Source organism: Gordonia abscondita (assembly GCF_032711245.1).
GTDB lineage: Bacteria > Actinomycetota > Actinomycetes > Mycobacteriales > Mycobacteriaceae > Gordonia.
In genome coordinates this window covers 2110384-2137255 of record NZ_CP128986.1, presented here as the reverse complement: position 1 = coordinate 2137255, position 26872 = coordinate 2110384, and the positions used below count along the sequence as shown (strand labels likewise).

Sequence of the window (26872 nt, the reverse complement as noted above, 5' to 3'; positions counted from 1 at the left end):
ATCGCGACCACAGTGAGATGACTATTGATATGAATGCCTCATCAGTGAGACACTTTTCGGCATGAATGTCTCAGAGTATTCGGCACCAGACACCGGCACGTCCCCCTGGGACTCACAGCCCGACGAGTTCGACTACCACGCCGACCTCGTCGACGGCGAGATCCCGGAAGGGTTGCGCGGCGCGCTGTATCGGATCGGCCCAGGCCGATTCGAGGTCGGGAGTCACCCGGTCGGACACATCTTCGACGGCGACGGCATGGTCTCGAAGTTCGATATCGGCCCGGACGGGGTGCACTTCCGAAACCGGTACGTGCGCACCAAAGCGTTCGCGCGATCAAACAGCACATCGATGCCGCCGAAGGGATTCAGCACCCAGCGCATCGGCGGCGCGCTCGCCAATGCACTGCGGTTCCCGGAGAACATGGCGAACACCAATGTGCTCGTCCACGACGACTCGCTGTACGCCCTGTGGGAGGGTGGCCGTCCGCACCGCCTGGACCTCGAGTCCCTCGCCACCCTCGGCGTCGAGTCGTTCGGCGGTGCCCTCAAACGCCTCGGCGCGTTCTCCGCCCATCCGAAGGCAGACCCGCGAACCGGCGAGGTGTTCAACTTCGGCCTCGACGTCTTCCCGCGGCCGATGATCCGCTGCTATCGCCTCACCACGGGTGGGAAGCTCGACGGCGTCGCGACGGTGCCGATCCCCAAGCTCGGCTTCGTCCACGACTTCGCGCTCACCGAGCGGCACCTGGTCTTCGTGCTCGGGCCACTCGTCGTGAAGCGGCCGATCCCGGTGGTGCTCGGCCTCCGACCGTTCGACGACGCTCTCTCCTACGAACCTGACCTCGGCACATCGATCGTCCTCGTGCCGCGCGACGGCGGTGCCGCCACCACCATCGAATACGACCCACTGTTCCACTTCCACGTCACCAACGCGTACGACACGGCGACAGATACGATTGTCGAGCTCGTCGTCCACGATGCGGACGGCGGCTGGTCGGAGTGGAATGCGCACCTGCGCGACTTTCGCAACCATCCCGGCCCGGCGTTCGGCGGGACCCTCACCAGGCTCACGATCAATCGGGCCGCCCGCACCGTCGTACGCGAGCCGCTCAGCGATCTCGGCGGGGAGTTTCCGCAGATCGACCAGCGGCGGACCGCCGCCGAGCACCGCTTCACTTATCTCGCGCAGGCGTCTCAGACTGGCGGGAACCCGGATTCGATCACCACGATCGACCATTCCACCGGGCGCGCTAATCGCTACCGATCGAGCGACGAGAACACCGTCTGCGAACCGTTGTTTGTCGCCGATCCGACCGAGGTGACCGAAGGCAAGGGATGGTTACTGACGGTCGAGCACCGCCCCGCCGAGGCATCGTCGGCGCTGCTCGTGCTGCGCGCTGATCGTCCGAACGACGGGCCGGTGGCCACGGTGGCACTCGACCACCACATCCCGATGACGTTCCACGGAGCGTTCCGAGCCGCCATCGACCGCCAGTGAGGCAGGGACAGCGTCAGACCACCATCCGACCGGGCAGGCCGGGCTCGGCGCCCTGGGACGCCGCGCCAGACCCAGCCGCCTGCCGGTACGCCCGACCGACCAGGTCAACGCCGTGCCGCAGGTCGTCGGCGGGCAGCGTGTACGGGATTCGAAGGTAGTTCTCCAGACCCCCACCGGGAGCGAATCCACTTCCCGGAGTTAGCCGTACGCTCAGGCCGGCCGCGGCGGCAGCGGTCGCCGTCGCGATCGGCCGCGGGAGCCGGACCCACAGGCACAGCCCTCCGACGCCAGGGACCGCGACGGCGTCGGGCAGCGCGTCGCCGAGCGCGGTGAGTGCGACGGTTCGTTGCTCGCGGAGCGTGGCCAGGCGTGCGGGTAGGAAACTGTCGAGATTGTCCAGCGCGTAGGCGACCGCGAGTTGGTCCATGACGGCCCCGCTGATGTCGAGGTCGTACCGGGCGACGGCGAACGGGTCCGGCGGAGCATCGGTGCGTATCCAGCCGATGCGCAGACCGCTCCACACCGTCTTACTCGACGACCCGAGGGTGATGATCCGCGCGCGGGCGGGCGCAAACGCAGCGACCGGCGGCGGAGCATCGCAGTCGAGTCCGAGTTCGACGACCGTCTCGTCGATCACGATCGGGACTCCGTAGCGCGCCGACAGTTCACCGAGCCGGGTACGGCCGTCGACGTCGAGTAGCAGTCCGGTCGGATTCTGGAAGTCAGGAATCATGCAGACCAACGCCGGCCGCTGCAACCGGATGATCGACTCCAGATGGTCGAGATCCCAACCGTGCTCGACGTCCAACGGCAACGCGACGACGCGGGCCCGGTGCCGAGCGAGCGCCTGCAACGTCCCCGAATACGTCGGTTGTTCGACGACGACCCGCTCCCCCGGCGCGACCAGAGTGTCGAGTACGACGCGCAGCGCGTGTTGAGCGCCTGCCGTCACCAGGATCTGTTCGGGCCGGGTCGGTAGTCCGCGTGCGGTGTAACGGCGTGCGACGGCCTCGGTGAGGACTCGCAGACCGTTCGGATAGACGCCTGCGCCCGCCAGGTATGCGGGCGCGCAGTCGAGCGCGTATCGGTAGGCGTCGTGCACCACTTGGTCGGGTGCGGACGGCGCCGCAATATTGAGCCTGAACATGTCGGCTTCGACCCGTTGTCGAACGGTTCGGCAGGCACGTCGACGGGCAGGACCAGGATGCTGCGCGCTCCCTGCCGCGACTGCAGGTGACCGGTGTCGCGCAGGGCTGCGTACGCGCCTGCGACGGTGGTCCGGCTGACGTCCAGCGCATCGGCGAGACCGCGCTCGCTCGGGATCGCGGTACCGACCGAGACTCGGCCATCGAGCAACAGGACGCGGAGCGCGTCGGCGAGTGCCGCGTATGTCGGACGCGGTCCGGCCGGCCGCCACGAACCAAGACGCCGGGCCAGGGCGTGAGCACCGATCGCTCCGGTCGGAGCCAGAGTCGAAGTCGCTCCGTTCGTCGTGGCCGTCATAATGCCAGTGTCTCCCAACTGGCTATAGATTCCAAGTCCAGTAGCCGGGATCATTGTCGTATGAGCTCAGCAGCGTCCGAGATACCCAGTCGCCTCGCCGGCCGCCTCGTCAGCCTGTATGTCGGCCTCGCCTTGTACGGCGCGTCGATGGCGATGGTGCTGCGCGCCGGGCTGGGCAACATCCCGTGGGACGTTCTCCATCAGGGCGTCGCCGAACATGTCCACCTGTCGATCGGCGTCGTCTCGATCATCGTCGGGGCGGCTACGCTGCTCGCCTGGATCCCGCTGCGTCAGGTGCCGGGCCTGGGAACGGTCTCCAACGTGATTGTGATCGGACTCGTCTTCGACGTCGTCGCACCGCACCTGCCGAATGCGCCGCGTTGGGAGCTCGCCGTGCCGATGATGGTCGGCGGCATCGTCGTCAACGCGTTCGCGACGGTCCTCTACATCGGTGCCCGCCTCGGCCCCGGACCGCGCGACGGTTTGATGACCGGACTTGTCGCCCGTACCGGACGGCCCGTCCGCGTGGTTCGCACCGTCCTGGAAGTGTCGGTGGTCGCGGTCGGCTTCGCGCTCGGCGGCACCCTCGGGATCGGCACAGTCCTCTACGCGGTCGGCGTGGGCCCACTCATCCAACTGTTCGCGCGCCTACTACACATGACGGCCGCAGTATCGGGACACGCCGTCAGACCCGATCGAATCACCGACCGAGCCTGAACCGACCGGCAGACTGCATGCATGGCGAAATATGAGCGGACCTTCCGGGGCGACTTCGACTCCGTCGTCGACCTCGTCCATCGCGGCGTGATGGACGCCAGTATGTCCGCGTCGTACGAGGACGGATCGAACATCGAACCGACCGGGACCGATGTGCGGTGCGCCGTCCGCGTCTACGAGCGGTACAGCACGTTCGGTGGCAACCGAGTCGCCTTGAATCTGACGATCGTCGGCGTCGGGCCGAGGATCTTCGTCTCGGCGATCACCGCGGGCGGCAGCCAAGCGATGATGTGGAAGGTCAACACCTGGGGTGAGGAGTCGTTCCTGGAGACGCTCACCGCCACCGTCGAACCTCTCGCACAGGCATCACCCGACGTCGAGCCGTGAAAAGTTCTAACCACGGGGCAGAAGTCTCACGTCAGCGGTCGAGATCACCCGATTTTCGGATCGAGTGTCCATATACGCGAGAGTAATGCCACGCTCGTCGTGCAGCGGACCGATCTGTTCTGTTCATACCGCGACTGCCGGATGCTCATCGAACCGAATCGGTTCGGGACGACCCGACGTTCTACGATGCTCACCATGACCGAGAACGCCGCGATCAACATCCCCGCCGACCTCCTTCCCACCGACGGCCGTTTCGGCTGCGGACCCTCGAAGGTCCGTCCTGAGCAGTTGCAGTCGCTGGTCGACACCGGTGCATCGGTGTTCGGCACCAGCCACCGCCAGGCGCCCGTCAAGAACGTCGTCGGCGCCATCCGCAGCGGGCTGACCGACCTCTTCGCACTGCCCGACGGTTACGAGGTTGTGCTCTCGAACGGCGGAACCACCGCGTTCTGGGACGCTGCGGCATTCGGACTCGTCCGTGAACGCGTCCTGAACCTGACCTACGGCGAGTTCTCGTCGAAGTTCGCCACCGTCACCAAGAAGGCCCCCTTCCTGGCCGACCCGAAGGTCATCTCGACCGACCCCGGCACCGCGCCCGATCCGGCCGCGATCACCGCGGCCGACGTCGCGGGCGGCGACGGACCCGCCGTCGACGTGATCGGCTGGGCGCAAAACGAGACGTCGACCGGTGTGGCCGTCCCGGTTCTCCGCCCCGAGGCCGCGGGCGACGCTCTGGTCGCCATCGACGCCACGTCGGGCGCGGGCGGCCTACCCGTCGACATCTCGCAGACCGACGTCTACTACTTCGCGCCGCAGAAGTCGTTCGCGTCCGACGGCGGCCTCTGGGTCGCCATCATGAGCCCGGCGGCGCTCGCCCGCGTCGAGGAGATCAACGCCTCGGGCCGCTGGTGCCCGGAGTTCCTGTCGCTGCCGACCGCTGTCGACAACAGCGCCAAGAACCAGACGTACAACACGCCTGCGCTCGGCTCGCTGCTGCTGTTCGCCAACCAGATCGAATGGATGAACACCAACGGCGGCCTCAACTTCTGCACCGGCCGCACCGCCGAGTCGAGCAGCATCCTCTACTCGTGGGCACAGGCCAGCGAGTATGCGTCGCCGTTCGCCGACGAAGCGCACCGCAGTCAGGTGGTCGGAACCATCGACTTCGCCGACTCGGTCGACGCGGCAGCCGTCGCGAAGACGTTGCGCGCCAACGGTGTGGTCGACACCGAGCCATACCGCAAGCTCGGCCGCAACCAGCTGCGCATCGGCATGTTCCCGGCGATCGATCCGGCGGACGTCCAGAAGCTGACCGAGTGCATCGACTACGTGGTCGGCAAGCTCTGATCTCGCACCGACTGCCCCGTTAGACGATGGACACGCGGAGAACTCCGCGTGTCCATCACTCGTCTCATCGGGCGGTGACTTACGCTGGGGGTGTATCCGCGTACGTCAGGACGCAGAGGAGGATCGATCGAGTGCGAAAGTTGAAGGCGCTGCGCGTCGATCCGGACGGGGCGGTCATCTGTGTGGACGCTGATTCCGGCGACCAGTTCGCGCTGACGGTCGATGACGTGTTGCGCGACGCCGTGGCACCGGCGGTCCCGCCACCAGAGGTTCCGACCGCACCGGAAGTCACGTTGAGCCCCCGCGAGATCCAAGCTCGTGTCCGGGCAGGCGCGACGGTCGATGAACTCGCCGACGTCACCGGGGAACGCCCGGAGAAGATCTACCGATTCGCCCATCCTGTTCTCCTGGAACGCGTTCGCGCCGCCGAGTTGGCTCGCGCATCGCATCCGGCGGGCATCGATGGCCCGAGCTTGAATACGCTCGGCGAACTCGTCTCCGAGTGTCTCGCGCTGCGGGGCAACACCTCGGCTGATGCGGCATGGGACGCGTGGCGCCCCGAAGACGGCCGGTGGGTGGTCCAGATCGGTTGGACCAGCAACGGCCGCGAAGAGTTTGCGCATTGGCGGTTCACTCCCGGATCGCACGGCGGGAGCACCGAACCGCTGGACGATCTCGCGGTGGAACTGACCGAACCCGAGCTTGCCCGCGCATCCCGCCGTTCGGTGATGTCCGTGGTGCGTCAGACGCCCGAGCCGCCACAGCACGAGGTCCTGCCCGACGGCCACGAGCAGGTCACGATGAATGCAGACCAGATCATCGAACAGCAATCGTCTCCACTGGAACTGGAGTTCGAGGACGACCCGTCCGCAGAGCGGAGCGGCCGGGAACAACAACAAGGGCAGGGTCCCCGGCATCGCAGCGGAAAGCGCGCGACGCCGACCGTCCCCGCCTGGGAGGACGTCTTGTTGGGCGTCCGTAGTCACCCCGGAGAGTAATTGTTCGCCAACACCACCACACTGTGGTTCGTCGCTTGCCCGGACCCCGCCGAACAGCTTCGGCGCGGGTCCGTCGCAGACCCGGACCGAACCGACGACCTGATGCGTCGCGCCTACGTCGACGACGTCCCGTCCGCTACTGCCATCACGGATCTGTCGACGCTGACTGATGCCGACGACGACGTGGTGTTCGCCGCGCACTTCGGCGATGTCGCGGTATTGGCGGGCCGATCGTTGGCGACGGTGTCGCCCGACGAGATGACTACGTTCGTGACTGGTCTGGAACCGGGGTGGACGGTCCTGCTGTTGTCGTTGGACCCGACGACCAATACCGGCGTGTTCGCACGGTGGGAGGATGGTCGGCTGCAGCGTGCGTTCGCGGCGTCGCCCGACACTATTCACGCCGATCACGGCGTCCCGTTTCCATTCGAGAGTCCGTTTTGGGCTGGTGAGCGTCCGCTGCAGTATCTGCCTGGCGCCGAAGCCGACCCGCTCGATCTGCCGTTCCATCCGGCGGAGCTCGCGGAGGAGGCGAACCGTCAGTGGCTGGGCTTCCGGTTCACTCCGCCGACGGCCGACGGCGACACCGTACTCACGGGCATCCCGGTGTTCTCGTACCGGATCCTGTCCGAGGGCGCGGAGGCGACCGCCGCGTCACAGGTGCAGCCGGCAACCGTGCCGGTTCCCGAGGAACTCGGCGAGGTCACCAGCGAGACCGGCGGTGCCACCGGGGCGATCGACGGGGCCTCGACGGAAGTCACTGATTCGGAGGTGACGACGCCGCTCGCCGTCACCACGCCGCCTGGACCAGATCCAGTGTCGAAGGCGCCCGGCCCGATCTCCCGGTTCTTCGGTTTCCGCGGGCGCCTGTAACTGGGCGGGCCCCGCACGTTCGGCTAGCGGCTCAGCGCTTCGTAGAACGCGACCGCGGCGGCCGTCGCGACGTTGAGGGAGTCGGTGCCTCGGCTCATCGGGATATGCGCGCGAACGTCGCAGGAGCGCATCGTGTGCTCTTTTAGCCCCGGGCCCTCGGCGCCGACGAGGAACGCCAACTTCTCACTCTGCACGGCATCCCGCAACGGCACACTCCCTTCCCCCGGGGTCAGGGCGATCGTTTGGAAGCCTTTGCCGCGCAACGTCTCCAAGTCGCCGGGCCAGTCGTCCGACTTGGCGAACGGTACGAGCAACGCATGCCCCATCGAGACGCGGACGCAGCGCCGATACAGCGGGTCGGCACAGCCGGGCCCGAAGATCACGGCGTCGACGCCGAGACCCGCGGCATTGCGGAAGACGCTACCGATGTTCTCGTGGTCGTTGACGCCCTCCAGAACCGCGATGGTCCGCGCCGAGGAGATCACCGACGGCACGGTCAACGGCTCCGGGCGCCGCGCGGCCGAGAGCACGCCGCGGTTGAGGTGGAATCCGATCACTTCGGCCATCACGTCCTTCGACGCACGGTAGAAGGGCACGCTGCCTTCAACGCCGCTGTCTTCAACGCCGCTGTCTTCCACGAGGTCGCCCGACAGTTCTGCGAGACGGCGGTCCACCCCGAACAGCGCGTGCGGCGGGAACCGCGATGCGATCATCCGCTGGACGACGAGGACGCCTTCCGCGATCACCAAAGCCTTGCCGACGCTGCCGCCGGGCAACGCGGGCAAGTCGGGGCGACGGTCGACAGAGTTGAGATCACGGAAGTCGTCGACCCTCGCATCGGCGGGATCGGTGATGTCGATGACCTCGACGGTTAGGCGCTGGCTCACCTGCAATACGGTGGCACACCCGAGCCGCCAGACCCAAAATGGCAGAGTGGACACCGTGGACAACCTGACGATGACGCACGCGAGCGACGCCGATTGGCCCGAGATCATCGACCTGGACGCTCGCGCGTTCGCCCTGCCGAGCCCGCTGCCCCGCGACGAGATCACCGAGTTCCGCGCCAAGGTCCCCGATGAGGCGACCTATCTGATCCGCGACACCGGGACTGTCGAGGGGTCGTCAACGATCGTCGCCTTCTCGCTGTACTACGACCTGCCGTTGACCCTCCCCGGCGGCGCGGTCGCGTCGACCGCAGGCCTGTCGTGGGTCTCCGTGTCGGCGACACACCGCAGGCGCGGGCTGCTGCGCCGGATGGTCGACGGCCAGTTCGCCGACTGGCGCGCCAACGGACATCCGCTGGCGCTTCTGACCGCGACCGAAGGCACGATCTACGAACGGTTCGGTTTCGGTCCCGCCGCGTTCGAGCACCGGGTCAGTGTCGCCCCGTCGGCGGCGACCTTCCGAACGCCGGCCCCCGACGACTCGCGCGTCCGCTACGGCACGCCGGAAGAGGTCGAGACACATGTGCCCGCCGTCCACGCGCGGTGGGCGGCGGCCCGCGGCGGGGCGATCGGACGTCCGGACGCCTGGTGGCCGTCGTTGCTGGCGGACCGAAGCTTCCGCCGGAACTCGCAGACGTCCGGACTGCACTACTTGTTGCACCCGGACGGATACGCCGCGTATCGGATCGATGCCCGCGATCGGACCGCCCTCGTCGACGACCTGGTCGCCGTGACGTCGCAGGCGCACGACGACCTGTGGCGCGTGCTGACGAGCCTCGATCTGATCTCGTCGGTCAATGCGTCGATCCCGGTCGACGATTCGCTCCCCCACCTGCTGACCGATGCACGCGCGGTATCGCTTCAGGCGCGTCCGGACACGCTGTGGGTGTCGATCCTTGACGTCGTCGACGCGTTGTCGCTGCGCACGTACTCCGAGGACGGAACGCTCGTCATCGAAGTCGCCGACGCCTACTCCGACCGGGCGGGCCGCTACCGGCTGAACGTCGTTGACGGTTCCGCCGAGGTCTCACGCACCGACGACGAACCAAACGCGAGTATGGACATCTCTGTGCTGTCGAGCCTCTATCTCGGCGGCTCCGCCGCACGCGGATTCGCCGAAGCCGGACGGATCGACATCGACTCCGCCGACTCTCTCACCCTCCTGGCTCGCATGTTCGACGTCGAACACGCCCCGTTCGCCGGCACCTTCTTCTAGACCCGGTCTGCCCGCGCAGAACCGCGAACCTCGGTCCGTTCCGGAGCGGGAGCTACGAGTTGATCAAAGTCTCGATGGGGCCGCGGGCGAAATAGACGATGAAGAGGGCGGCGACGACCCAGAGGAGTGGGTGGACCTTCTTGATGTCGCCGCGCGCGGTCTGCAGCACCACCCAGGCGATGAAGCCGACACCGATGCCGTTGGCGATCGAGTAGGTGAACGGCATGACGACGATGGTCAGGAACGCGGGCAGCGCGTAGTCGAAACGGCCGAAGTCGATCTCACGGACCTGCCCCATCATCAGCGCGCCGACGACGATGAGCGCCGGTGCGACGGCCTCCATCGGAACGATCGTGTACAGCGGAGTGAAGAACATCGCCGCCAGGAACAACACGCCGCTCACCACGTTCGCGAGGCCGGTGCGAGCGCCTTCGGCGATACCCGACGACGATTCGACGAAAACCGTGTTCGACGACGACGACGCGGCGCCGCCGACGACCGCGCCGACACCTTCGACTGCCAGCGCCTTACCGATGCCCGGCAGGTTGCCGTCCTTGTCGGTGAGTCCGGCCTCCTTGCCGAGACCGGTCATCGTGCCCATCGCGTCGAAGAAGTTCGACAGCACGAGAGTGAACAGGAACACGCATGCGATCAGGATGCTGACGTGCTCGAACGCTCCGGTGAATGCGCCGAACAGATCGACGTCGCCGACCAGCGACAGGTCGGGCAGACCGCCGACGCCGTTCGGCAGACCGGGCACGTTCATCGCCCAACCGCCCTTGTCGCCGGAGTCCAGGTCGAGGATGGCTTCGACGATGATCGACACGATCGTCATGATCACAATGCCGAGCAGTAGACCGCCGGGCACCTTTCGTACGACGAGCACGCCCATCACGAGGACACCGATGCAGAACAACAAGGTCGGGACGGTCGCGATCGAGCCGTCGGTGCCGAGTTGAACGGGCGGACCATTCTCGGCGCCGTGGGTGACGAAGCCCGCGTTGGAGAGGCCGACGAGCGCGATGAACGCACCGATACCGGCGGCGATCGCCGCCTTCAGCTCATTGGGGACCGCGTTGAACACCGCGGTCCGTACCCCGGTGAGACCGAGGATCACGATGACGATGCCGTCGAGCACCACCAGGCCCATCGCGGCGGGCCAACTCATCTGCGGTGCGATCGTCACCGCGAGAAGACTGTTGATACCCAGGCCTGCGGCGAACGCGAATGGGAAGTTCGCGATGACGCCGAACAGGACCGACATGATGCCTGCGACGAGAGCTGTCACCGCGGTCACCTGATTGGGGTTCAGCGCGTGCCCGAAGGCGTCGACGTTGGTGTCGGTGGCCGCGTTTCCGGCGATGATGATCGGATTCAGCACCACGATGTACGCCATCGCGAAGAAGGTGACGAGTCCGCCGCGTACCTCGCGCGAGAGCGTCGACCCTCGTTCGGAGATCTTGAAGTAGCGGTCCAACACGCCGGTCGTCTTCCCCGCGGTATCGGTCATCGGTTCACCCTTCGCACATGGACGCTCGCCGCGATGCACAGTCAGCACACCACGGGAGAAAAGCTACCCTGAACTCATGACCGATGAGACACCGATCCCGGAGCTCCCCGCCCGACTCCGCGCTCCGGAACCGGTGATCGTGGTCGGAATGCTCGCCTGGTTGGTCGCGACGATCGTCGTGTGGGCCGCCGATCTGGGCGGCGACCACACGTTGACGGTGTGCTGGGTGGGCCTTTTGGTCGGCGTGGCGGGGACGATTCTGGTGCTCGTGCAGAAGGCTGCCGTACGACGTGGCTCACGCGGCGCTCAAGAAGGGCTCGACTGAGCTTTCCCGGTCCGGCGCGCGGCGCGCGCAGCCTGTCTGCGGCGCGAGGACTGCACGTGCACTGCCACACACAACGTCACCCACACTGCCCCGAACAACCATCCGAACAGGACGTCGCTCAGCCAGTGCACGCCCAGGTAGACGCGACTGAAGGCGATGAGCGCCACCAGGATTGGGCCGACGATCAGCCACCCGGCGCGTTCGCGGACTCGCGGATACGACCGGTGCGCGATGATCACCGCCAGTCCGTAGACGACGAGGCTGAGCATCGCGTGTCCAGACGGGAACGAATAGCCGCCGACTTCGATGAGCCGGTCGTTCACCGGCGGTCTGTCGCGGGCGAAGATCACTTTCAGCAGCGCCATCAACGCCCACGCGGACAGTGATCCGGCGACGATCATGGCCGCGAAGTCGATGCGGCCTGCCATCCAGGCGAGGACGGCGACGCCGATCACGACGAGCGTCAAGGTGAGAGTGTCGCCCCACACGGTGACGAACTGCATGAGTGACGTCCACGGCTCGCCTCGGTGCGAGACGACCCAGTCGGTCACCGTGTTGTCGACACCGAACGGTTTCATCGTCCTCAAACCCCTACTTCGCGAGCGAGCGCGCCCAGTCGTCGGGGTAAGTCTCGGCCTCAACCGGCATGTCTCAACCTCTTCTGTGGGGGCACGTCTTCGGGGCGGCTAGTCGTGTGGCGTCAACCGTACCGAGTCCGGTCAGCGCCCGACGCTCACGTGCACGGTACCCGCGCCGTCCACCCAGTGCGGCACGTCGAAGCGATGCTCGTCCTGATCGCCCTCTACGACCACCGCCACTGTGAGCGGGCGGTGCACGACGACGCGCCCGGTCAGGATTCGGCCCGTGGTGGCGGCCAGCGCGACGATCTCGGCGGAGTCGGCGTCGGCGACCACGCCGTCGCCGACCGGACCACCGCGGCACACGTGCGATGCGAGGTCCGCGTCGAGGATCTCGGCGAGGACCGCGGCGTCGGCGGCGTCGACGGTCGGCCCGGACAGGACAGCCCGGTCGGCGGGCACGCCGCTCGCCCACCACGGGCGGTCGACGATGATCGGGGTGTCGGTCACCGTGCCCGCGAGAGTCCGCGCCCGGTCGATCGGGTCCAGGGCGGCGACGTCGACGCGACCCGATCCGACGGCGGCTACCAGGGCGGCGTGCGCGCGGGCCGCGACCCCGGGCGCCACCGTGCGGTCGGGGTCGCCGAGTCGGTCGAGCCACGACTGCGCGTCGTCGGTGTCGTCCGGTCCGCATGTCTCGTCGATCCCGCCGACCAACAGCGCCGATGCGGCGGCCGGCACGTCGTCGGCGGTGTCGAAGAGTCCGGCGAACCGGGTGTCGTCGACGGACCGCAGGTTCCGTAACGGGGTCGCGTCGATCTCCGCGTAGCGGCGCAGCCACCAGCGCGTGTAGCCGGCCGCAAGCAACGGAGCGGTCGCGTCGTCGGCGAGCAGGGCTAGCGCGTCACGCCATCGGTTCGGGTCGACCAAGTCGAGGTCGCGGACGGCGTCGACGGTCTCCGGCGGCACCTCGTGGGTTTCCCACCACTGTTCTTCGTCTGGCAGATCGTGGTCGGGTCCGGTCGCCAGATCGTCGTGGACGACCGCGAACCCCCAGCCGACACCCAACGCGCGCAATGCCTTCGGCCCGTAACGGTCGACGACCGATTGATCGAGGCTGCCGAACGGGGAGTCGGCGACGAGGACTGCGCGCAGCGGAGCGTCGGGTAGCAGCAGTTCGTCGGCGGGCCAGTCGTCGCCGTCGTCGGCGCGCAGTTCGAGCGCACCGAGACCGGGTGCATCGTCGAGGTCGCCGAGAACGATCAAGTCCAGTACCGCGGCCGACAGTTCGTCGTGGGAGTCCGCGGTGTCGATCGCCGCGCGCAGCGCTGGATCGGCGAGCGCGTCGGCGACCCCGCAGTGTTCGAGACCAAGACGGTCGAGCAGCGGGTCGTACGCGTCGGGATGCACGAGAGGCAACCAGTTCGGGGGCTGCACCCGGTCGGTCGCGTGCACGAGTTCGTCGAGCACGAACAGGCCGCGCGCGCCTCGATGGGTCCGACCGTCCGCGCGCGGGATCGGCAGCGCGCCGAGTTCGGCCGCATCGTCGCCGGTCTGCACCAGCACCGCGAGTTCGGCGTACACACTCCGCCACCACGACGGTTCTCGGTCCACTGCGGACAGTTCGTCGGCGAGGTCGGCGAGCCCGATCTGCCGAGCCCCGGACCGGACGAGGGCGGCCGCACCCGCCGGATGGGAGAGGTCGGGATGCGCGAGCGGGTCGAGGACGTCCGCGAGGACGGATCCGAGCCCGTCGGGCAGCCCGGGCAGCACCCACACCCGTTCGGGCGCGAGAGCGTCCCCGCCGACTGTCGGCGCCCACCGCGCGACTCGCAGGTCGGCGAGGATCTGCTCGTGCAGACGTGCGGCGGTCCGTCCCGCGGGCAGCGTCGGCCGCGGGATCAGGTGATGCTTTTGATCGGTCGGCGCCAGCGCGACGAGGTCCGTGTAGCCGGCGGCCGCCGACGCGACGTCGGCGTCGGGGTGCACGTCACGGCGATCCGGCGTCAGCGGCAGGTTCGTGATGACGCGTGCCGGTAGCGAAAGGTGGACGGCGGTCGCTGTGGGGCTGCGCAGGACGTCGTCGTCGAGCGGGACAATGCCACCGGCCCCGTGCGCTCGGGTCGGGACCATCCAACTGGTCGATCCGGCGCGTGCGACGAGCCATCGGGCGAGAGTCTCACCGTTCCGAACGATGTCGACGCGGTCACCGTCCGTCCGTCGTTCGAATGATTCTTCGCCGACGTCGATCCGACGCAACGCGGGAAGTTCGAGCAGCAGATCCGGCACCTGCTCGGCAAATCCGGCGTACAGGGCTGCCGCGGCAGACCCGGCGTCGACCGCCACCTGTGTGGTGAATCCCGTCGGCGGCACCGCGTCGGACGGCCAGGCGAGACGTTGCGCGGGGACGTCGTCCGAACCGATCTCCGCGGCGCTGCGCTGCCTGTCGAACTCGATGGACCCGCTGGTCGACGCGACCGTCACACGATCGGCGAACGCCGTCGACCGGAAGCCGACCCCGAAATGGCCGACGGTCTGGCCACCCAGTGACGCCTTCGGCGAGACCCGCAGCGCGGTAAGCGATTCCACACCGTCACGGGTCAGCGGAACACCGGTGTTCGCGAAGCGGAGGATGGTGCCGTCACACGCGATCGACAGGCACCCGTCCCCCTCGACGGCGGCGTCCGCGGCGTTGGCGGCCAGTTCAGTCAGGAGACGTCCGCGATAGCCGATGTCGGACAGTTCACGTTCGGCCGCCGCATCCTCGGCCATCCGAGTATGCGACGACCGCCACGTCTGCAGGGTCGCCGCGCGCAGGTCAGCGGTACCGAAAGGGTCGACGGTACCGAAAGAGTTTGGGGTCCCGCCAGAGTCAGGAGTCGGCCGGGCCATCGGATCCGACGGACTCGGCGGGTCGAGCGACCACTTCGATGGCACCGTCGTCGAACGCGTCGTACGCGGGGCTTCCGCCGCCCGACGGCGCCTTCACATCCGAGTGCGCGCCACAGCCGTACTCGGCGGAGACAACGTGCCCGTCGGCAGAGAGCTCGTTGGCGCACACCCCGAATCCGGAGTGCAGGGCTCCGGCCACCGGCAGGTAGAAGCCGCACGTACCGCATGCGTGGCGGGCGTTCCGCGCCATCGGCGACGCCGGACCGAAGTCGCCGTCGTACCAGCGCTGGGCCGCATCGGACCGGCCTTCGAGCGACAGGAGCCGGTCGCGTCCGAGCCCGATCTCCGCCGCCACCTGGCCGACCTCGTCGGCGTCGATCAGGCTGACGTCCTGGGTGTCGATCTGGCCCGGGACCAGACGCGGGTCGTCGGCGGGGGCGGCGAGCAGGTCGCCCGGCCCCAGGTCGCCCGGTGCCACGCGCTGCACCCACGGCACCCAGTCGGGCGCCAACAGGGCGTCACCCGCGGGCAGGAGCGCCACCTCACTGACGGTGACCTCCGACGAATCCGGCGCACCGGCGACGACGACACACCACTGCCAGCCGCGATAGCCGTTGAGCTGCGCGTCGAAGTAGTGCGCGGCGGCGTAATCGCCTTCCGCGGTCACCCCGGTATGGGCACCGGGCTGTTCGCCTTCGGCGACCAGAGCAGCGCGGGCGACGTCGACAGCGTCGACGAGTCGGGGCGAAGAGATAGCAACACTCACCTGTCCAGTGTGCAATAGTCGGCCCCCTCGACGCACGTCAGGCACGTCCCTGCACCGCAATGTCTGACCGATGAGGAACAATCGAAGGTGTGAACACCCGTGGATCTCGTGATGACCGCGGGCCAGGCGGTCGCCCGCGCCCTCCTCAGGAGACGCAGCGCAACGGGGACGCGCAGGCCCGACGGCCACGTCGCCCTGCCCCGCATCCGGGGCAGACCAACTACCCCGCCGACGGCCCTCGTCGGCCGCGCCGCACCCCGACTCGCCGATTCGACGCCCCCGCTGCGCCCGGCGATCCCGCATACGACGATTCGTCCCGTGATCAGCCGCGTCACGATCAGCCACGTCACGATCAGGCGCGTCCCGCAAGCGGGGCGTACCTGCCGCCGCGCACCCACAATCCGCATCTGCCGCCGCTGGACGACGCGCAGACCGAGGCCATTGACGCGAAGTCCGGTACGCGCCGGAAACGACTCTCCGGCGACGCCGAGTACGTGCCCCCGGAGAAGGTGACCGTCGTCCGCGTGATGGCGCGACGTTCGAAGTACTTCACCTCGCTGGGTGCAAAGATGGTGCACCGCGCCGCAACGGCCGACGGCGCCGACCGTTCGGGGCTGACCGCGCTCACCATGCCGGTGATCGCGAACACCGCGGCCGACGCCGCGATGGCGATCGCCCTCGCCAACACGTTGTTCTTCGCGGCGGCGACCAGCGACTCGAAGGTCAGCGTCGGACTCTATCTGGCGATCACGATCGCCCCGTTCGCATTCATCGCACCGCTCATCGGCCCGATCCTGGACCGGTTGCAGCACGGCCGACGTATCGCGATGGCGACGACCTTCGGGCTCCGCGTCGTATTGGGACTGCTGATCATCGTCAACTCGTCGTGGGACCCGGACAAGATGCAGGTCGAATACAAACCGTGGGTGCTCTATCCGTGCGCTCTCGGCTTGATGGTCTTGTCGAAATCGTTCGGCGTCCTCAAATCGGCTGTCGCGCCGCGCGTGCTGCCGCCGTCTATCGACTTGGTGCGCGTCAACTCCCGCCTCACCGTCTTCGGCCTGGTCGCGGGCACCATGGTCGGCGGCGCGATCGCTGGCCTCTTAGAGATCCTGCTGGCGAAAGCACTGCCGTTCCACGTTCCGGGTGCGATGATCTGGCTTTGTCTCGTAGCCGCAGCGGGCGCCTACTTCTGCATGAAGATTCCCGCATGGGTCGAGGTCACCGAGGGCGAGGTCCCGACCACGCTCACCTACCGCGGCGACCCGACCGCCGAGGAAACCGCGCCGTCGAAGGGCGGGAGCTTCTCGCGGGAGTTGGCCAGCAAGATGCGGCAGCCGCTCGGGCGCACCGTGGTCGTCGGACTCTGGGGCAACGGCACGATCCGTATCCTGACCGGATTCCTGACGCTCTACATCGCGTTCTACGCGAAGGCTCAACCCGACACGTCCGGTTGGCAGCAGATGTTGATGCTCGGCGCCGTCGGCGCAGCCGCCGGCATCGGAAACTTCCTCGGCAACGGACTCGGTACCCGGATCGAGCTCAAGAATCCGACACGGATCGTAGTCATGGCGACCGCGGCCACCTTCGTCGCATGTGTGCTCGCCGCGGTCTTCGGGTCGCTTCTCTTGGTCGTCGTCGCCGGTTTCACCGGTTCCGCGACGAGCGCCATCGCGAAAGTATGCATGGACTCGTCGATCCAGAACGATCTGCCCGACGAGTCGCGTGCGTCGGCGTTCGGCCGTTCCGAGACCGTCTTGCAGTTGTGCTGGGTGCTCGGAGCCAGCCTCGGCGTAGTGCTGCCGACGGATATCTGGATCGGCTTCACCGTGGTCGCCGTCCTCGTCGGCGCTGGCTTCGTTCAGACTGTGCTGACCAGCCGGGGCGCCACCCTGGTGCCCGGAGTCGGCGGACGTCGGCCCGACCACGCTGCGCCGACCGTCTCGTTCGCCGCACAGGGTCCGCCGCCGCCGAGCGCGGCGCCGACCCGTCGCACCACCCGCTGACCAGCCCCAGCCCCACCGATCGACGAAGGATTCACTCGTGCTGCAACCCGGAGACAAGAAGGTGCTGGCGAAGCTCACTGCGGCGGTCGCCGTCGTGGTCGTCGCCATCGCCGCTCTCACCACCGTTCTGGTGGTGACCGACGACGACACGGACCCGCTGCCGACGGTGTCGGTGCAGGCCGGTGATGATTTGGTGCGAGCCGAACCCGACTACTGGTGCGAGATCGACATGACCGGCTGCCGCCCAGCGGACCCTCGCCGCGCACAAGCGCTTCCGGTGAATGTGCAGCGCGCACCCGCACCGATTGGCAGCACCGTCCTCGTGTCGGTGCCGCACGAGATCGCGGACGGACCGTGGATGGCGATCGCGCAGTATGCGACGCCGCGCGGCACGTACCGCGTCTTCGACGTCGAACGCTCCGACAGCACCTTCACGAAGAAGTTCGTCAGCCGCCCCGGCGCCGTCCTGTTGGGCATTCAGGTGTGGTCGGTGTCGACCGTTCTGCAGGACGCGCCCGACGGCATGGACTCGCTAGACGGCTCCATCCTGATGCGCGGGACCTACACCATCGACACTGTCCCCGACGGGTTCAAGATCCCGAACACCACCGAGTTGGAAGACCGTCGTACCTGACCAGCTCCCGGCCGACCGCTGAACGACGACGACCCCGTCCGTGGACGGGGTCGTCGTCTGTCGTCTACTACCTCGGCAGCGTCAGCGGTCGAGTTCGCGGGTGACTCCGCGGACCACTTCGGAGATTCGCTGTGCTGTCTTGCGGTCCGGATACCGGCCGTTGCGCAGGCCCGGCTGCACCGTGCCCTCGAGCAGGGTGATCAGATCGGCGACCACACCGTGCAACTCGTCCGGGCTCATCCGTTTGACGTCCGAACGCTTCTCGCGTCGCGCCTCGCGGGCGTTCTTGACGATGCTCGGCGCGGGCTCGAGCACCGTCACACGCAGCGCCTGCGGGCCTCGTCGTCCGGCAGCCATGTCGAACTCGACCCGCTGCCCGGCCTTCAGCTCAGGAGCATCGTCCCCGAGCGCCGACGCGCGGACGTAGACGTCCTCGCCGTCGTCCTGCGACAGGAATCCGAAGCCCTTGTCGGCGTCGAACCACTTCACTTGGCCGCTTGGCACAGCACTCACCCTCAACTCGTTCAGCTGCCTAAGAATCACGGAAGCGCCTTCGGAGCCGCTGGCAGTGCGATACGAGGCGCGTGGTGTCCGATTCTACCGCCTGGATTACCGTGGACTACATGCAGACCCACAAGTCCTCTCGCCTGCTGATGACGGCCGTGGTGCTGTTCGCGGTCGGCATGATCGCATCGTTGGCGATTCTGCTGCCCGCCGTCCGCGACAGCAACCAGGCGGTCGTGGTGACCGTCTACCTGCTCGCGCTGTGCGCGCCGCTCGGGTTCGTCCTCGGCCTCGTCTTCGCGCTGCTGTCCGGCAGGCGGAGTCGGTGACCGGCACGACGCCTCTGGTCTCGGTATCCGACGCAGGAGCCCTCAAACAGGCGTACAGCTGTTTCCCCACGGGGGTCGTGGCGGTGTGTCGTCGCACCGCGGACGGCGACGAGATCGGTATGTCAGCGAGCTCGTTCACGACCGTCTCTCTGGACCCGCCGCTGGTGTCGGTGTGTGTGCGCGACGGTTCTTCGACGTGGCCTCGTTTGATGACCGCCGACCGTCTGGGCGTGAGCGTCTTCGCCTCGCATCAGGGCGACGCATGTCGCCGTCTGGCCGGCCCGCCCGAGTCACGATTCGATGACGTTCACCGGACGTCGACCGACTCTGGTGCGCTGTTTATCGCAGGCGCGGCCGCTCAACTCGAATGCTCCGTGCTACAGGAAGTCCCAGCGGGCGATCACCTCGTCGTCCTCCTGCAGATCCATGCGTTGCGCAGCGACCCGAGCGTCGATCCGCTGGTGTTCCACGCCTCGACGTTCCGCGCTCTCGAGGCACGTCGCGCGCAATCCTGAGCGATTCACGTGCTCCGTGTCTCAATCTGTACGTGATCCTTGTCACATAACAACCTTATAACGAACCGGACACGGACCGGGTACTAGTGGCGTGAACTGCGCAGACGCGCGACTGCGTCCGAAACACACCTTTCGGGGCGCTAAAACCGCCGTGCGGAAGACGATGAAATCGAGCCCTACTGCCCCGTAGTGTTCAGGGCGGTCATCCACCAGGTGATCGACAACCGAACCAAATAGCCTCTTTCTGCCGCGCCAAGCCTCGCTCCGCTGAAAGAGACCGCATGAGACGAACATTCAGGAGCGAGGACGGGGGACCCACCATCTCCCCGTGAGACCCGGCGGACGAGCGATCGGCCGCCTTGGGGTTAAGTCTCCGGTGTCGGCTACCAGCCGAATACCGGGACCGGGCACCTCTCGCCCGAACCCGACAGCTCACCTCGTAGGCGCGTGGAGAGAGGAAACAACATATGTCCGGACGTCACGCCAAGCAGACGACCAACACCAAGACTTTCGCCAAGATCGCTGCGACCTCCGTGGTCCTCGGCGGCATCGGCGGCGGTGCAGCACTTCTCGGCGCCGGCCATGCCTCCGCCGCGACCGACTCCGAGTGGAACCAGGTCGCGCAGTGCGAGTCGGGCGGCAACTGGTCGATCAACACCGGTAACGGCTACCACGGTGGCCTCCAGTTCAGCCCGAGCACCTGGGCCGCACACGGCGGCACCCAGTACGCTCCGACCGCCGATCAGGCGACCCGTGAGCAGCAGATCGCCGTCGGCGAGCGCGTCCTCGCCTCGCAGGGCAACGGCGCATGGCCGACCTGTGGCGGCGTCCTCTCGGGCCCGAGCCAGCGCACCGCTCCGGCAGCTCCGCAGAAGGCAGCCCCCGAGGCTCCGAAGAAGCAGAACAAGACCAGCACCGAAGCTAAGACCAGCGATGACGTCAAGGGCCAGGTCGACGACGAGCTCGCCGACGCCAACGTCAGCCCCGAGGTCCGTCAGGCTTGGAAGGCCGCCAAGGACAGCGGCTACGAGCTGACCCCGGACCAGGTCAAGCTGTTCAACCAGAACAAGCACCTGCTCCCCTCCTGATCTGATCCGAATCTTCGACGAAGGCCCCCGCTCACCGAGCGGGGGCCTTCGTCGTCGTATCGGTCGAACGGTGTCGACATCCCTGGGTGCATGGGCCTTCTCCGCTTCCGCATGGCAGAATGAGCGACGTGGCTAAGAAGAATGGATACGTGGACAACGGCTGGCCGAAAGAGACCGGCGACGACCACGCAGTGACTGAGTTCCTCGCGCACCTGCCCGGTGCTCTCTCGCCCTTCGGCGACTCGGAGTTCCCGCTGCCCGCGGACGATCTGCCGTACGTGCACGCGAAGACCGTCGTCAACCGCTGATCTGCTTCTAGCGAAGACCTGACCGCGAGAGCCCCGCTCGTCGAGCGGGGCTCTCGCGTGCTTTCGTCACCGGTCCGACTCCGCTCGACCAGCGAGCGAAACCGCCCCGGCCCCGGTCGGTAGCATGGATCGAATGAGTCCGGACCACCCGCTGCGTAGTTGCGCCGACGAGTTGGCTAGCCGAACGGACGCCCGACTCGTCGAGCTGCTGGTTCGACGACCCGACCTCGCCTCTCCGCCGCCACGCGGAACCAGCGTCCTCGCGCAGCGATCGCTGTCGGCCGCATCCATCTCGTTAGCCGGCGAAGACCTCGACCTGCTCGCCGTCGCGGTCGCCGAAGCATTCGTCGACGCCGCGGGCGGGTCACACCATCATGGACTGCTCGGGCCGGTGAGCCGCGATGACATCGTGTCGAGGCTGGGCCGTCGCGCGTTACGCTCGGACGTCGACACGCGCCTGTCACTCCTGTCCGACCTCGCGCTGATCTGGCCTGCCGCATCGTCGACCGGAAAGAAGACGACCAGCTGGTTAGCGGGCATCCACCTGCCGTCAGCCCTGCCCTGGCGGGCGCTGCACCTGCTCGCGCCGATCGCGACGGCGGAGCCAGCCGAGATCTCGACGCAGCTCGACGGCCTCGACGACCGGCAGCGCGAGCTTCTCACGACGCTGTCCCGCGGCCCTGCGCTCGGCCGATCGCGTGACGCCGCGCCGGACGCCAACCCGGCAGCCCCCGTCCCGCGACTCCTCGCGACGGGCCTCCTCGCGCGGGTCGACGAACAGACTGTCGAACTGCCACCCCAGGTCGGCCAGATACTGCGCGGCGAACCACCGTTGGCGACGACGAGCTTGAAGGCGCCTCGGCTCGGTGGTGCACCCTCGCGGTTCGACGCGTCCGCCGTCGATGCTGCGGGCGCGGGCGAAGCACTCGAAGTCCTCCGACATGTGGGCGCTCTACTCGAAGCACTCGCCGAAGCGCCCGCAGCCGTGCTCCGCGCAGGCGGAATGGGAGTCCGCGAGTTGCGTCGCCTCGCCAAGACCACGGGACTCTCCACTACTCGCGTGGGCCTCCTCGTCGAGCTCGCCGACGCCGCTCGGCTGATCGACGCGGGCATACCCGAATCCGTCGACACCCTGTCCGCCGACGAGGTGTTCGCACCGACGACGTCGAGTGACACCTGGCTGCATGTAGAGCCAGGGCGCCGGTGGGCGCATCTGGCAGGCTGCTGGCTCGACCTGCCTCGCCGGCCGTGGCAGATCGGCGACACAGACCGCGACGGCGCTACCATCGCCGCGCTCGCCCCGAACGCGTTCGACGGGTCGGCGACCGTCGTCCGACGCACGATCCTGACGCCGCTCGCCGAAATCGATCCAGCAGTGCCGGTCAGCGTCGAATCCCTCACCGCGCTCCTCGGCTGGCGCCATCCGCGGCAACTTCGCCGCCTCACCACTCGCGTCGTCGGCGAGACCCTGCGGGAGGCGACCGAGCTCGGGCTCGTCGCGCACGGCAGCCTCACCACGGCGGGGCGGGCACTGCTCGCCACCGACCCCGACGAAGACGACCGCGTCGACCTCGTGCAGGCGATGTCGGCGGCACTGCCCGAACCGATCGACTACTTCCTCGTCCAAGCCGATTTCACCGTGACAGTGCCCGGCCCGCTCACCCCCGAACTGGCCGCCCGGCTCACCCTGGTCGCGGACCTCGAGTCCGGCGGTGCGGCTTCGGTGTACCGCGTCACCGAGGACAGCATCCGCCGCGCCCTCGACACCGGTCGCACCGCAGCCGAACTCGCCGCTCTGTTCACCGAGCACTCCAGAACGCCGGTCCCCCAATCGTTGAGCTACCTGATCGACGATGTCGCCCGCAAACACGGACAGCTACGGGTCGGCGTCGCATCGTCGTTCGTCCGATGCGACGATGCCGCGACGTTGACCGCAGTGCTTCGCAGCGACGCGGCGGCCGACGTGGCGTTGCGTGCGCTGGCACCCACGGTCGCGGTGTCCGGGGCTCCATTGCGCGACGTGATCGACCGATTGCGCGCAGCGGGGTTCTCGCCGGCGGGCGAGGACTCATCCGGCACTCTCATCGATCTACGTAGCCGCGGCGTACGAGTCCCGGGACGGACCCGCCGGGTTCCGCAACCGGCCCGTCGCGGCCGGATCGGCGACGGTCAGGCGACGACCGTCGTGACCCGGGTGCGGACGGCCGATCGTGCCGAGCGGCCAGTCTCGACGGCCGTATCCAGCGACTCGGGTGAGACGACGTCAGCACTGATCCATCTGGCGTTGCAGACCGGACGCCTCCTCCGCATCGGATACGTCGACGCCCACGGCGGCGCGAGCCGTCACGTCGTGAAGGCCCGTTCGCTTGCCGCCGGGCAACTCGTGGCCGCCGAAGAACCCTCCGACGACGACCTGCGATTCGCCCTCCACCGCATCACACGCGTCGAACTCTTGTAGCCGCGTGGACTGCTCGGTCCGCCCGATGTGGCCGAGACGCCCGCTCACCTGGACAATGGACGGGTGACCGACGGACCGCTGATCGTGCAATCGGACAAGACCCTCCTGCTGGAGGTCGACCATCCCGCCGCAGCGCAGGCGCGCGCGGCGATCGCCCCGTTCGCTGAACTCGAACGCGCCCCCGAACACATCCACACCTATCGGGTCACTCCGCTGGCGTTATGGAACGCGCGCGCCGCCGGCCACGACGCCGAACAGGTCGTCGACGCCCTCGTCACCCATTCCCGCTACCCCGTGCCGCAACCGCTCCTCGTCGACATCGTCGAGACGATGGGCCGGTTCGGGCGTCTGCAACTGGTCAAACATCCCGCGCACGGACTCACCCTGGTCTCGTTCGACCGCGCGGTCCTCGAGGAGATCCTCCGGAACAAGAAGGTCGCGCCGATGTTGGGCACCCGCATCGACGACGACACGGTGATCGTCCACCCGTCCGAGCGCGGTCGGCTCAAACAGATCTTGCTCAAAGTGGGCTGGCCCGCCGAAGACCTCGCAGGCTACGTCGACGGCGAAGCCCACCAGATCGACCTCGTACAGGACGGCTGGGAGCTGCGTGACTACCAAGAGCTCGCCACCGAGTCGTTTTGGGCGGGCGGCTCGGGCGTCGTCGTCCTGCCGTGCGGTGCCGGTAAGACGATGGTCGGTGCGGCTGCCATGGCGAAGGCGGGTGCGACCACGTTGATCCTGGTGACGAACACTGTCGCGGGACGGCAATGGAAACGCGAACTGGTGGCGCGCACATCGCTGACCGAGGACGAGATCGGCGAGTATTCGGGCGAACGCAAGGAGATCCGGCCGGTCACGATCGCCACATACCAGGTGATCACCCGCAAGTCGAAGGGCGAGTACAAGAACCTCGACTTGTTCGATTCGCGCGACTGGGGTCTCATCGTCTACGACGAGGTCCACCTACTGCCGGCCCCCGTGTTCCGGATGACGGCCGACTTGCAGTCGCGCCGCCGCCTCGGCCTCACCGCGACGCTGGTCCGCGAGGATGGCCGGGAAGGCGACGTGTTCAGCCTGATCGGACCTAAACGGTACGACGCGCCGTGGAAGGACATCGAAGCGCAGGGCTGGATCGCTCCGGCCGACTGCGTCGAGGTCCGGGTCACGATGACCGACGAGGAGCGCCTGCAGTATGCGGTCGCCGAGGCAGACGAGAAGTACAAGCTGTGCTCGACGGTCCATTCGAAGGTCAACGTGGTCAAGAACATCCTCGGCAAGCACGAGGGTTCGCAGACCCTCGTCATCGGCGCCTACATCGACCAACTTGAAGAACTCGGCCGCGAGCTCGACTGCCCGGTGATCCAGGGGTCCACCCGCAACGCCGAACGCGAGAAGCTGTACGACGCGTTCCGCCGCGGCGAACTGTCGACGCTTGTGGTCTCCAAGGTCGCGAACTTCTCGATCGATTTGCCGGAGGCGTCGGTCGCCGTCCAGGTGTCGGGCACGTTCGGCTCCCGCCAGGAGGAAGCGCAACGGCTCGGACGGCTCCTTCGGCCGAAGGCCGACGGTGGTCAGGCGCACTTCTATTCGGTGGTCTCCCGGGACTCCCTCGACGCCGACTACGCCGCTCACCGGCAGCGTTTCCTCGCCGAGCAAGGTTACGCGTATCGGATCATGGACGCCGCAGACCTGGTGTAGGCGTAACGCTGTTCCTCTGTTCGGACGACATACAGAGCGTCGGGACAGTGTCGGGCGGGTCACCGCAGGCCCGGGGAGGAGATCATCATGAATCGGATCGCCAAGGCGTTCGCACTGGGCGCGACGGCTCTCGGAGCCACCACGCTGGCCACTGCGGTACGGCGCCCGCGGACGCCGTACCGTCGAACCACAGCGTCTACGTGGCACAGAACTGCGAGGGGCTGAGCCCCAACATCATCGACATCCCGTACTACGGCGGGATGTCCGTGACTCAGGAGCAGTCGGGCACGATCAACATCCATTACGGCAACCCGAGCGTCTGGGGCTATCGAAGCGTCGGCACGATGTCCTGGAAGAACCTGAGGACCGGGGCGCACGGCACGCTTCCGTTGCAGGTCGACCACTCGCTCGGCTCCAACGGATTCGGCGCGTTGTTGAAGTCGGGCACCGGCACTATCCGTCTCACCACGCGTGCGGTCAACCACGGCCCGCTCCTAACTCTCGCCGCCCCCACCTGCTCGGGCACCGTCCACGCGCGGTAACCCGTAACGCGCGGCCGAGTCATCGTCGCCTGCACCGCTGTGGCAGCGTAGACGCATGCCTTTGGTCAGCCGGATGCGTCCGTTCACGTCGACGATCTTCGCGGAGGTATCCGCCCTCGCGGTGGCGCACGACGCAGTGAACCTCGGGCAGGGATTTCCCGACTCGGACGGCCCTGCCTCGATGCTCGAGGCCGCGCAGCGGGCGATCGCCGAGGGCCAGAACCAGTATCCGCCGGGGCCGGGCATCCCGGCCCTGCGCGAAGCTGTCGCCGCACAGCAACTCGACGATTACGGGCTCGCCTACGATCCCGACACCCAGGTGTTGGTGACGGTCGGTGCGACGGAAGCCATCGCCGGCGCGATCCTGGGTCTGGTGGAGCCCGGCCGCGAGGTCGTGATGATCGAACCGTTCTATGACGCGTATGCGGCGTCGGTCGCATTGGCGGGCGGTGTGCGGCGCACAGTGCCGCTCGTCGCGGAGGGCGACGGGTTCACGCTCGACCGCGAGGCGTTGGCCGCGGCATTCGGCCCGAACACGGCGGCGATCGTGGTGAATACGCCTCACAATCCGACCGGAACCATTCTGTCCGACGACGACCTGACCGAAATCGCCCGGCTCTGCGTGGCACACGATGTGATCGCGATCGCCGACGAAGTGTACGAGCATCTGGTGTTCGACGGCGCCGTCCACCGGCCGCTCGCGACGTTCCCGGGCATGGCTGAGCGGACTCTGCGGATCTCCGGGGCGGCGAAGACTTTTCACGTCACCGGGTGGAAGGTCGGCTGGCTCAGCGGGCCGACTGAACTGGTCCAAGCCGCTCGCGCCGCGAAGCAGTTCCTGACGTTCGTCGGCAGCGGCCCGTTCCAGCCTGCCATCGCGTACGCGCTAGGAAATGAGATGGACTGGGTCCGCGAGGATGCGAAGTCGCTGGGCCGTAAGCGGATTCGTCTTTCGAAGGCGCTCGCCGACGCCGGCTTCGGGGTGCACCGCTCGCAAGGAACGTACTTCGTATGCGCCGATCCCCGACCACTCGGCGTCACCGACGGTGCCGCATTCTGTCGGGAGTTGCCCGCCCGTCTCGGGGTCGCGGCCGTCCCGGTCAGCGCGTTCGTCGACGACGAGCAGCCCTGGCGCCACCTGCTCCGTTTCGCCTTCGCCAAAGACGACGACGTAATCGACGAGGCCGCGCGCCGCCTGGCGCGCCTCGCCTGACCTGCCCCCGCTGTCGCCCT

25 protein-coding genes, 1 pseudogene and 1 riboswitch are annotated in these 26872 nt (G+C 67.7%); of the genes and pseudogenes, 18 read left to right on the top strand and 8 right to left on the bottom strand.

The window, feature by feature from the left end; translation table 11 throughout:
* Positions 1 to 61 precede the first annotated feature (61 nt).
* Positions 62 to 1498: a carotenoid oxygenase family protein gene (locus MP11Mi_RS10080; protein ID WP_420038799.1), complete on the top strand. Its 1437-nt coding sequence runs from the start codon at positions 62 to 64 to the stop codon at positions 1496 to 1498.
* A 13-nt stretch (positions 1499 to 1511) separates the two neighbouring features.
* Here the strand turns inward: MP11Mi_RS10080 and MP11Mi_RS10075 are convergent, their stop codons facing one another.
* Both MP11Mi_RS10075 and MP11Mi_RS10070 read right to left on the bottom strand, forming a co-directional pair.
* Positions 1512 to 2645, bottom strand: a complete 1134-nt coding sequence (locus MP11Mi_RS10075; protein WP_420038798.1) for an aminotransferase-like domain-containing protein — start codon at positions 2643 to 2645, stop codon at positions 1512 to 1514.
* A 125-nt stretch (positions 2646 to 2770) separates the two neighbouring features.
* A pseudogene (locus MP11Mi_RS10070) lies at positions 2771 to 3001 on the bottom strand (GntR family transcriptional regulator); the annotation flags it as partial.
* Positions 3002 to 3061: 60 nt separating this feature from the next.
* On the opposite strand from MP11Mi_RS10070, the gene yczE reads away from it, so the two are divergent.
* From yczE to MP11Mi_RS10045, 5 genes are all read left to right on the top strand, one after another.
* Entirely contained in the window at positions 3062 to 3718 is a 657-nt protein-coding gene (yczE, locus tag MP11Mi_RS10065) for a membrane protein YczE (RefSeq protein ID WP_420038797.1), read from the top strand.
* Positions 3719 to 3739: 21 nt separating this feature from the next.
* Positions 3740 to 4105 (top strand): DUF6054 family protein, encoded by a 366-nt coding sequence (locus MP11Mi_RS10060; RefSeq protein WP_420038796.1) that lies wholly within the window; start codon positions 3740 to 3742, stop codon positions 4103 to 4105.
* Positions 4106 to 4300: 195 nt separating this feature from the next.
* The gene (serC, locus tag MP11Mi_RS10055) at positions 4301 to 5452 is read left to right on the top strand and encodes a phosphoserine transaminase (protein ID WP_420038795.1); all 1152 of its coding nucleotides are present in this window, start codon (positions 4301 to 4303) and stop codon (positions 5450 to 5452) included.
* A 131-nt stretch (positions 5453 to 5583) separates the two neighbouring features.
* A complete protein-coding gene (gene sepH / locus MP11Mi_RS10050; protein WP_420038794.1) occupies positions 5584 to 6450 on the top strand; it encodes a septation protein SepH in 867 nt (288 codons plus the stop codon).
* Positions 6451 to 7323 (top strand): DUF6928 family protein, encoded by an 873-nt coding sequence (locus tag MP11Mi_RS10045; RefSeq protein ID WP_420038792.1) that lies wholly within the window; start codon positions 6451 to 6453, stop codon positions 7321 to 7323.
* A gap of 23 nt (positions 7324 to 7346) precedes the next feature.
* On the opposite strand, the gene MP11Mi_RS10040 is transcribed toward MP11Mi_RS10045, so the two are convergent.
* Positions 7347 to 8216 carry a TrmH family RNA methyltransferase gene (locus tag MP11Mi_RS10040; protein WP_420042066.1) on the bottom strand — a complete coding sequence of 290 codons (870 nt, stop codon included), beginning with the start codon at positions 8214 to 8216 and terminating at the stop codon, positions 7347 to 7349.
* A gap of 64 nt (positions 8217 to 8280) precedes the next feature.
* On the opposite strand from MP11Mi_RS10040, the gene MP11Mi_RS10035 reads away from it, so the two are divergent.
* Complete coding sequence (locus MP11Mi_RS10035; protein WP_420042065.1) at positions 8281 to 9483, top strand: GNAT family N-acetyltransferase; 1203 nt, start codon at positions 8281 to 8283, stop codon at positions 9481 to 9483.
* Positions 9484 to 9535: 52 nt separating this feature from the next.
* Here the strand turns inward: MP11Mi_RS10035 and MP11Mi_RS10030 are convergent, their stop codons facing one another.
* Complete coding sequence (locus MP11Mi_RS10030) at positions 9536 to 10993, bottom strand: NCS2 family permease (protein ID WP_420038791.1); 1458 nt, start codon at positions 10991 to 10993, stop codon at positions 9536 to 9538.
* Positions 10994 to 11069: 76 nt separating this feature from the next.
* Between MP11Mi_RS10030 and MP11Mi_RS10025 the strand changes: the two genes are divergently transcribed.
* The gene (locus MP11Mi_RS10025; protein ID WP_420038790.1) at positions 11070 to 11318 is read left to right on the top strand and encodes a DUF2530 domain-containing protein; all 249 of its coding nucleotides are present in this window, start codon (positions 11070 to 11072) and stop codon (positions 11316 to 11318) included.
* Here the strand turns inward: MP11Mi_RS10025 and MP11Mi_RS10020 are convergent.
* The 3 genes from MP11Mi_RS10020 to MP11Mi_RS10010 form a co-directional block, all read right to left on the bottom strand.
* The gene (locus tag MP11Mi_RS10020) at positions 11300 to 11896 is read right to left on the bottom strand and encodes a phosphatase PAP2 family protein (protein ID WP_420038789.1); all 597 of its coding nucleotides are present in this window, start codon (positions 11894 to 11896) and stop codon (positions 11300 to 11302) included. The genes MP11Mi_RS10025 and MP11Mi_RS10020 overlap by 19 nt on opposite strands.
* Before the next feature lie 141 nt (positions 11897 to 12037).
* Positions 12038 to 14668 carry a sacsin N-terminal ATP-binding-like domain-containing protein gene (locus MP11Mi_RS10015; RefSeq protein ID WP_420038788.1) on the bottom strand — a complete coding sequence of 877 codons (2631 nt, stop codon included), beginning with the start codon at positions 14666 to 14668 and terminating at the stop codon, positions 12038 to 12040.
* Between the two features lie 100 nt (positions 14669 to 14768).
* On the bottom strand, positions 14769 to 15554 hold the full coding sequence (locus MP11Mi_RS10010; protein ID WP_420038787.1) for a DUF3027 domain-containing protein: 786 nt from the start codon (positions 15552 to 15554) through the stop codon (positions 14769 to 14771).
* A gap of 89 nt (positions 15555 to 15643) precedes the next feature.
* Between MP11Mi_RS10010 and MP11Mi_RS10005 the strand changes: the two genes are divergently transcribed.
* Entirely contained in the window at positions 15644 to 17560 is a 1917-nt protein-coding gene (locus MP11Mi_RS10005) for an MFS transporter (protein WP_420038786.1), read from the top strand.
* A gap of 37 nt (positions 17561 to 17597) precedes the next feature.
* Entirely contained in the window at positions 17598 to 18194 is a 597-nt protein-coding gene (locus tag MP11Mi_RS10000; protein ID WP_420038785.1) for a DUF2771 family protein, read from the top strand.
* Positions 18195 to 18275: 81 nt separating this feature from the next.
* On the opposite strand, the gene MP11Mi_RS09995 is transcribed toward MP11Mi_RS10000, so the two are convergent.
* Complete coding sequence (locus MP11Mi_RS09995) at positions 18276 to 18698, bottom strand: cold-shock protein (RefSeq protein ID WP_420042064.1); 423 nt, start codon at positions 18696 to 18698, stop codon at positions 18276 to 18278.
* Positions 18699 to 18817: 119 nt separating this feature from the next.
* Between MP11Mi_RS09995 and MP11Mi_RS09990 the strand changes: the two genes are divergently transcribed.
* From MP11Mi_RS09990 to MP11Mi_RS09955, 8 genes are all read left to right on the top strand, one after another.
* Positions 18818 to 19027, top strand: coding sequence for a hypothetical protein (locus MP11Mi_RS09990; protein WP_420038784.1), 210 nt, complete (start codon positions 18818 to 18820; stop codon positions 19025 to 19027).
* On the top strand, positions 19024 to 19542 hold the full coding sequence (locus MP11Mi_RS09985) for a flavin reductase family protein (protein WP_420038783.1): 519 nt from the start codon (positions 19024 to 19026) through the stop codon (positions 19540 to 19542). The genes MP11Mi_RS09990 and MP11Mi_RS09985 overlap by 4 nt, the downstream gene beginning before the upstream one ends.
* Positions 19543 to 19816: 274 nt before the next feature.
* Positions 19817 to 20004: riboswitch (cyclic di-AMP (ydaO/yuaA leader) on the top strand.
* Between the two features lie 5 nt (positions 20005 to 20009).
* Entirely contained in the window at positions 20010 to 20630 is a 621-nt protein-coding gene (locus tag MP11Mi_RS09980) for a transglycosylase family protein (RefSeq protein WP_420038782.1), read from the top strand.
* Positions 20631 to 20749: 119 nt separating this feature from the next.
* Entirely contained in the window at positions 20750 to 20938 is a 189-nt protein-coding gene (locus MP11Mi_RS09975) for a hypothetical protein (protein WP_420038781.1), read from the top strand.
* A gap of 133 nt (positions 20939 to 21071) precedes the next feature.
* A complete protein-coding gene (locus MP11Mi_RS09970) occupies positions 21072 to 23396 on the top strand; it encodes a helicase-associated domain-containing protein (protein WP_420038780.1) in 2325 nt (774 codons plus the stop codon).
* A 63-nt stretch (positions 23397 to 23459) separates the two neighbouring features.
* On the top strand, positions 23460 to 25097 hold the full coding sequence (locus MP11Mi_RS09965) for a DNA repair helicase XPB (RefSeq protein ID WP_420038779.1): 1638 nt from the start codon (positions 23460 to 23462) through the stop codon (positions 25095 to 25097).
* A gap of 200 nt (positions 25098 to 25297) precedes the next feature.
* Positions 25298 to 25639, top strand: a complete 342-nt coding sequence (locus MP11Mi_RS09960) for a hypothetical protein (RefSeq protein WP_420038778.1) — start codon at positions 25298 to 25300, stop codon at positions 25637 to 25639.
* 55 nt (positions 25640 to 25694) lie between these two features.
* On the top strand, positions 25695 to 26852 hold the full coding sequence (locus MP11Mi_RS09955) for a pyridoxal phosphate-dependent aminotransferase (protein ID WP_420038777.1): 1158 nt from the start codon (positions 25695 to 25697) through the stop codon (positions 26850 to 26852).
* Positions 26853 to 26872 lie beyond the last annotated feature (20 nt).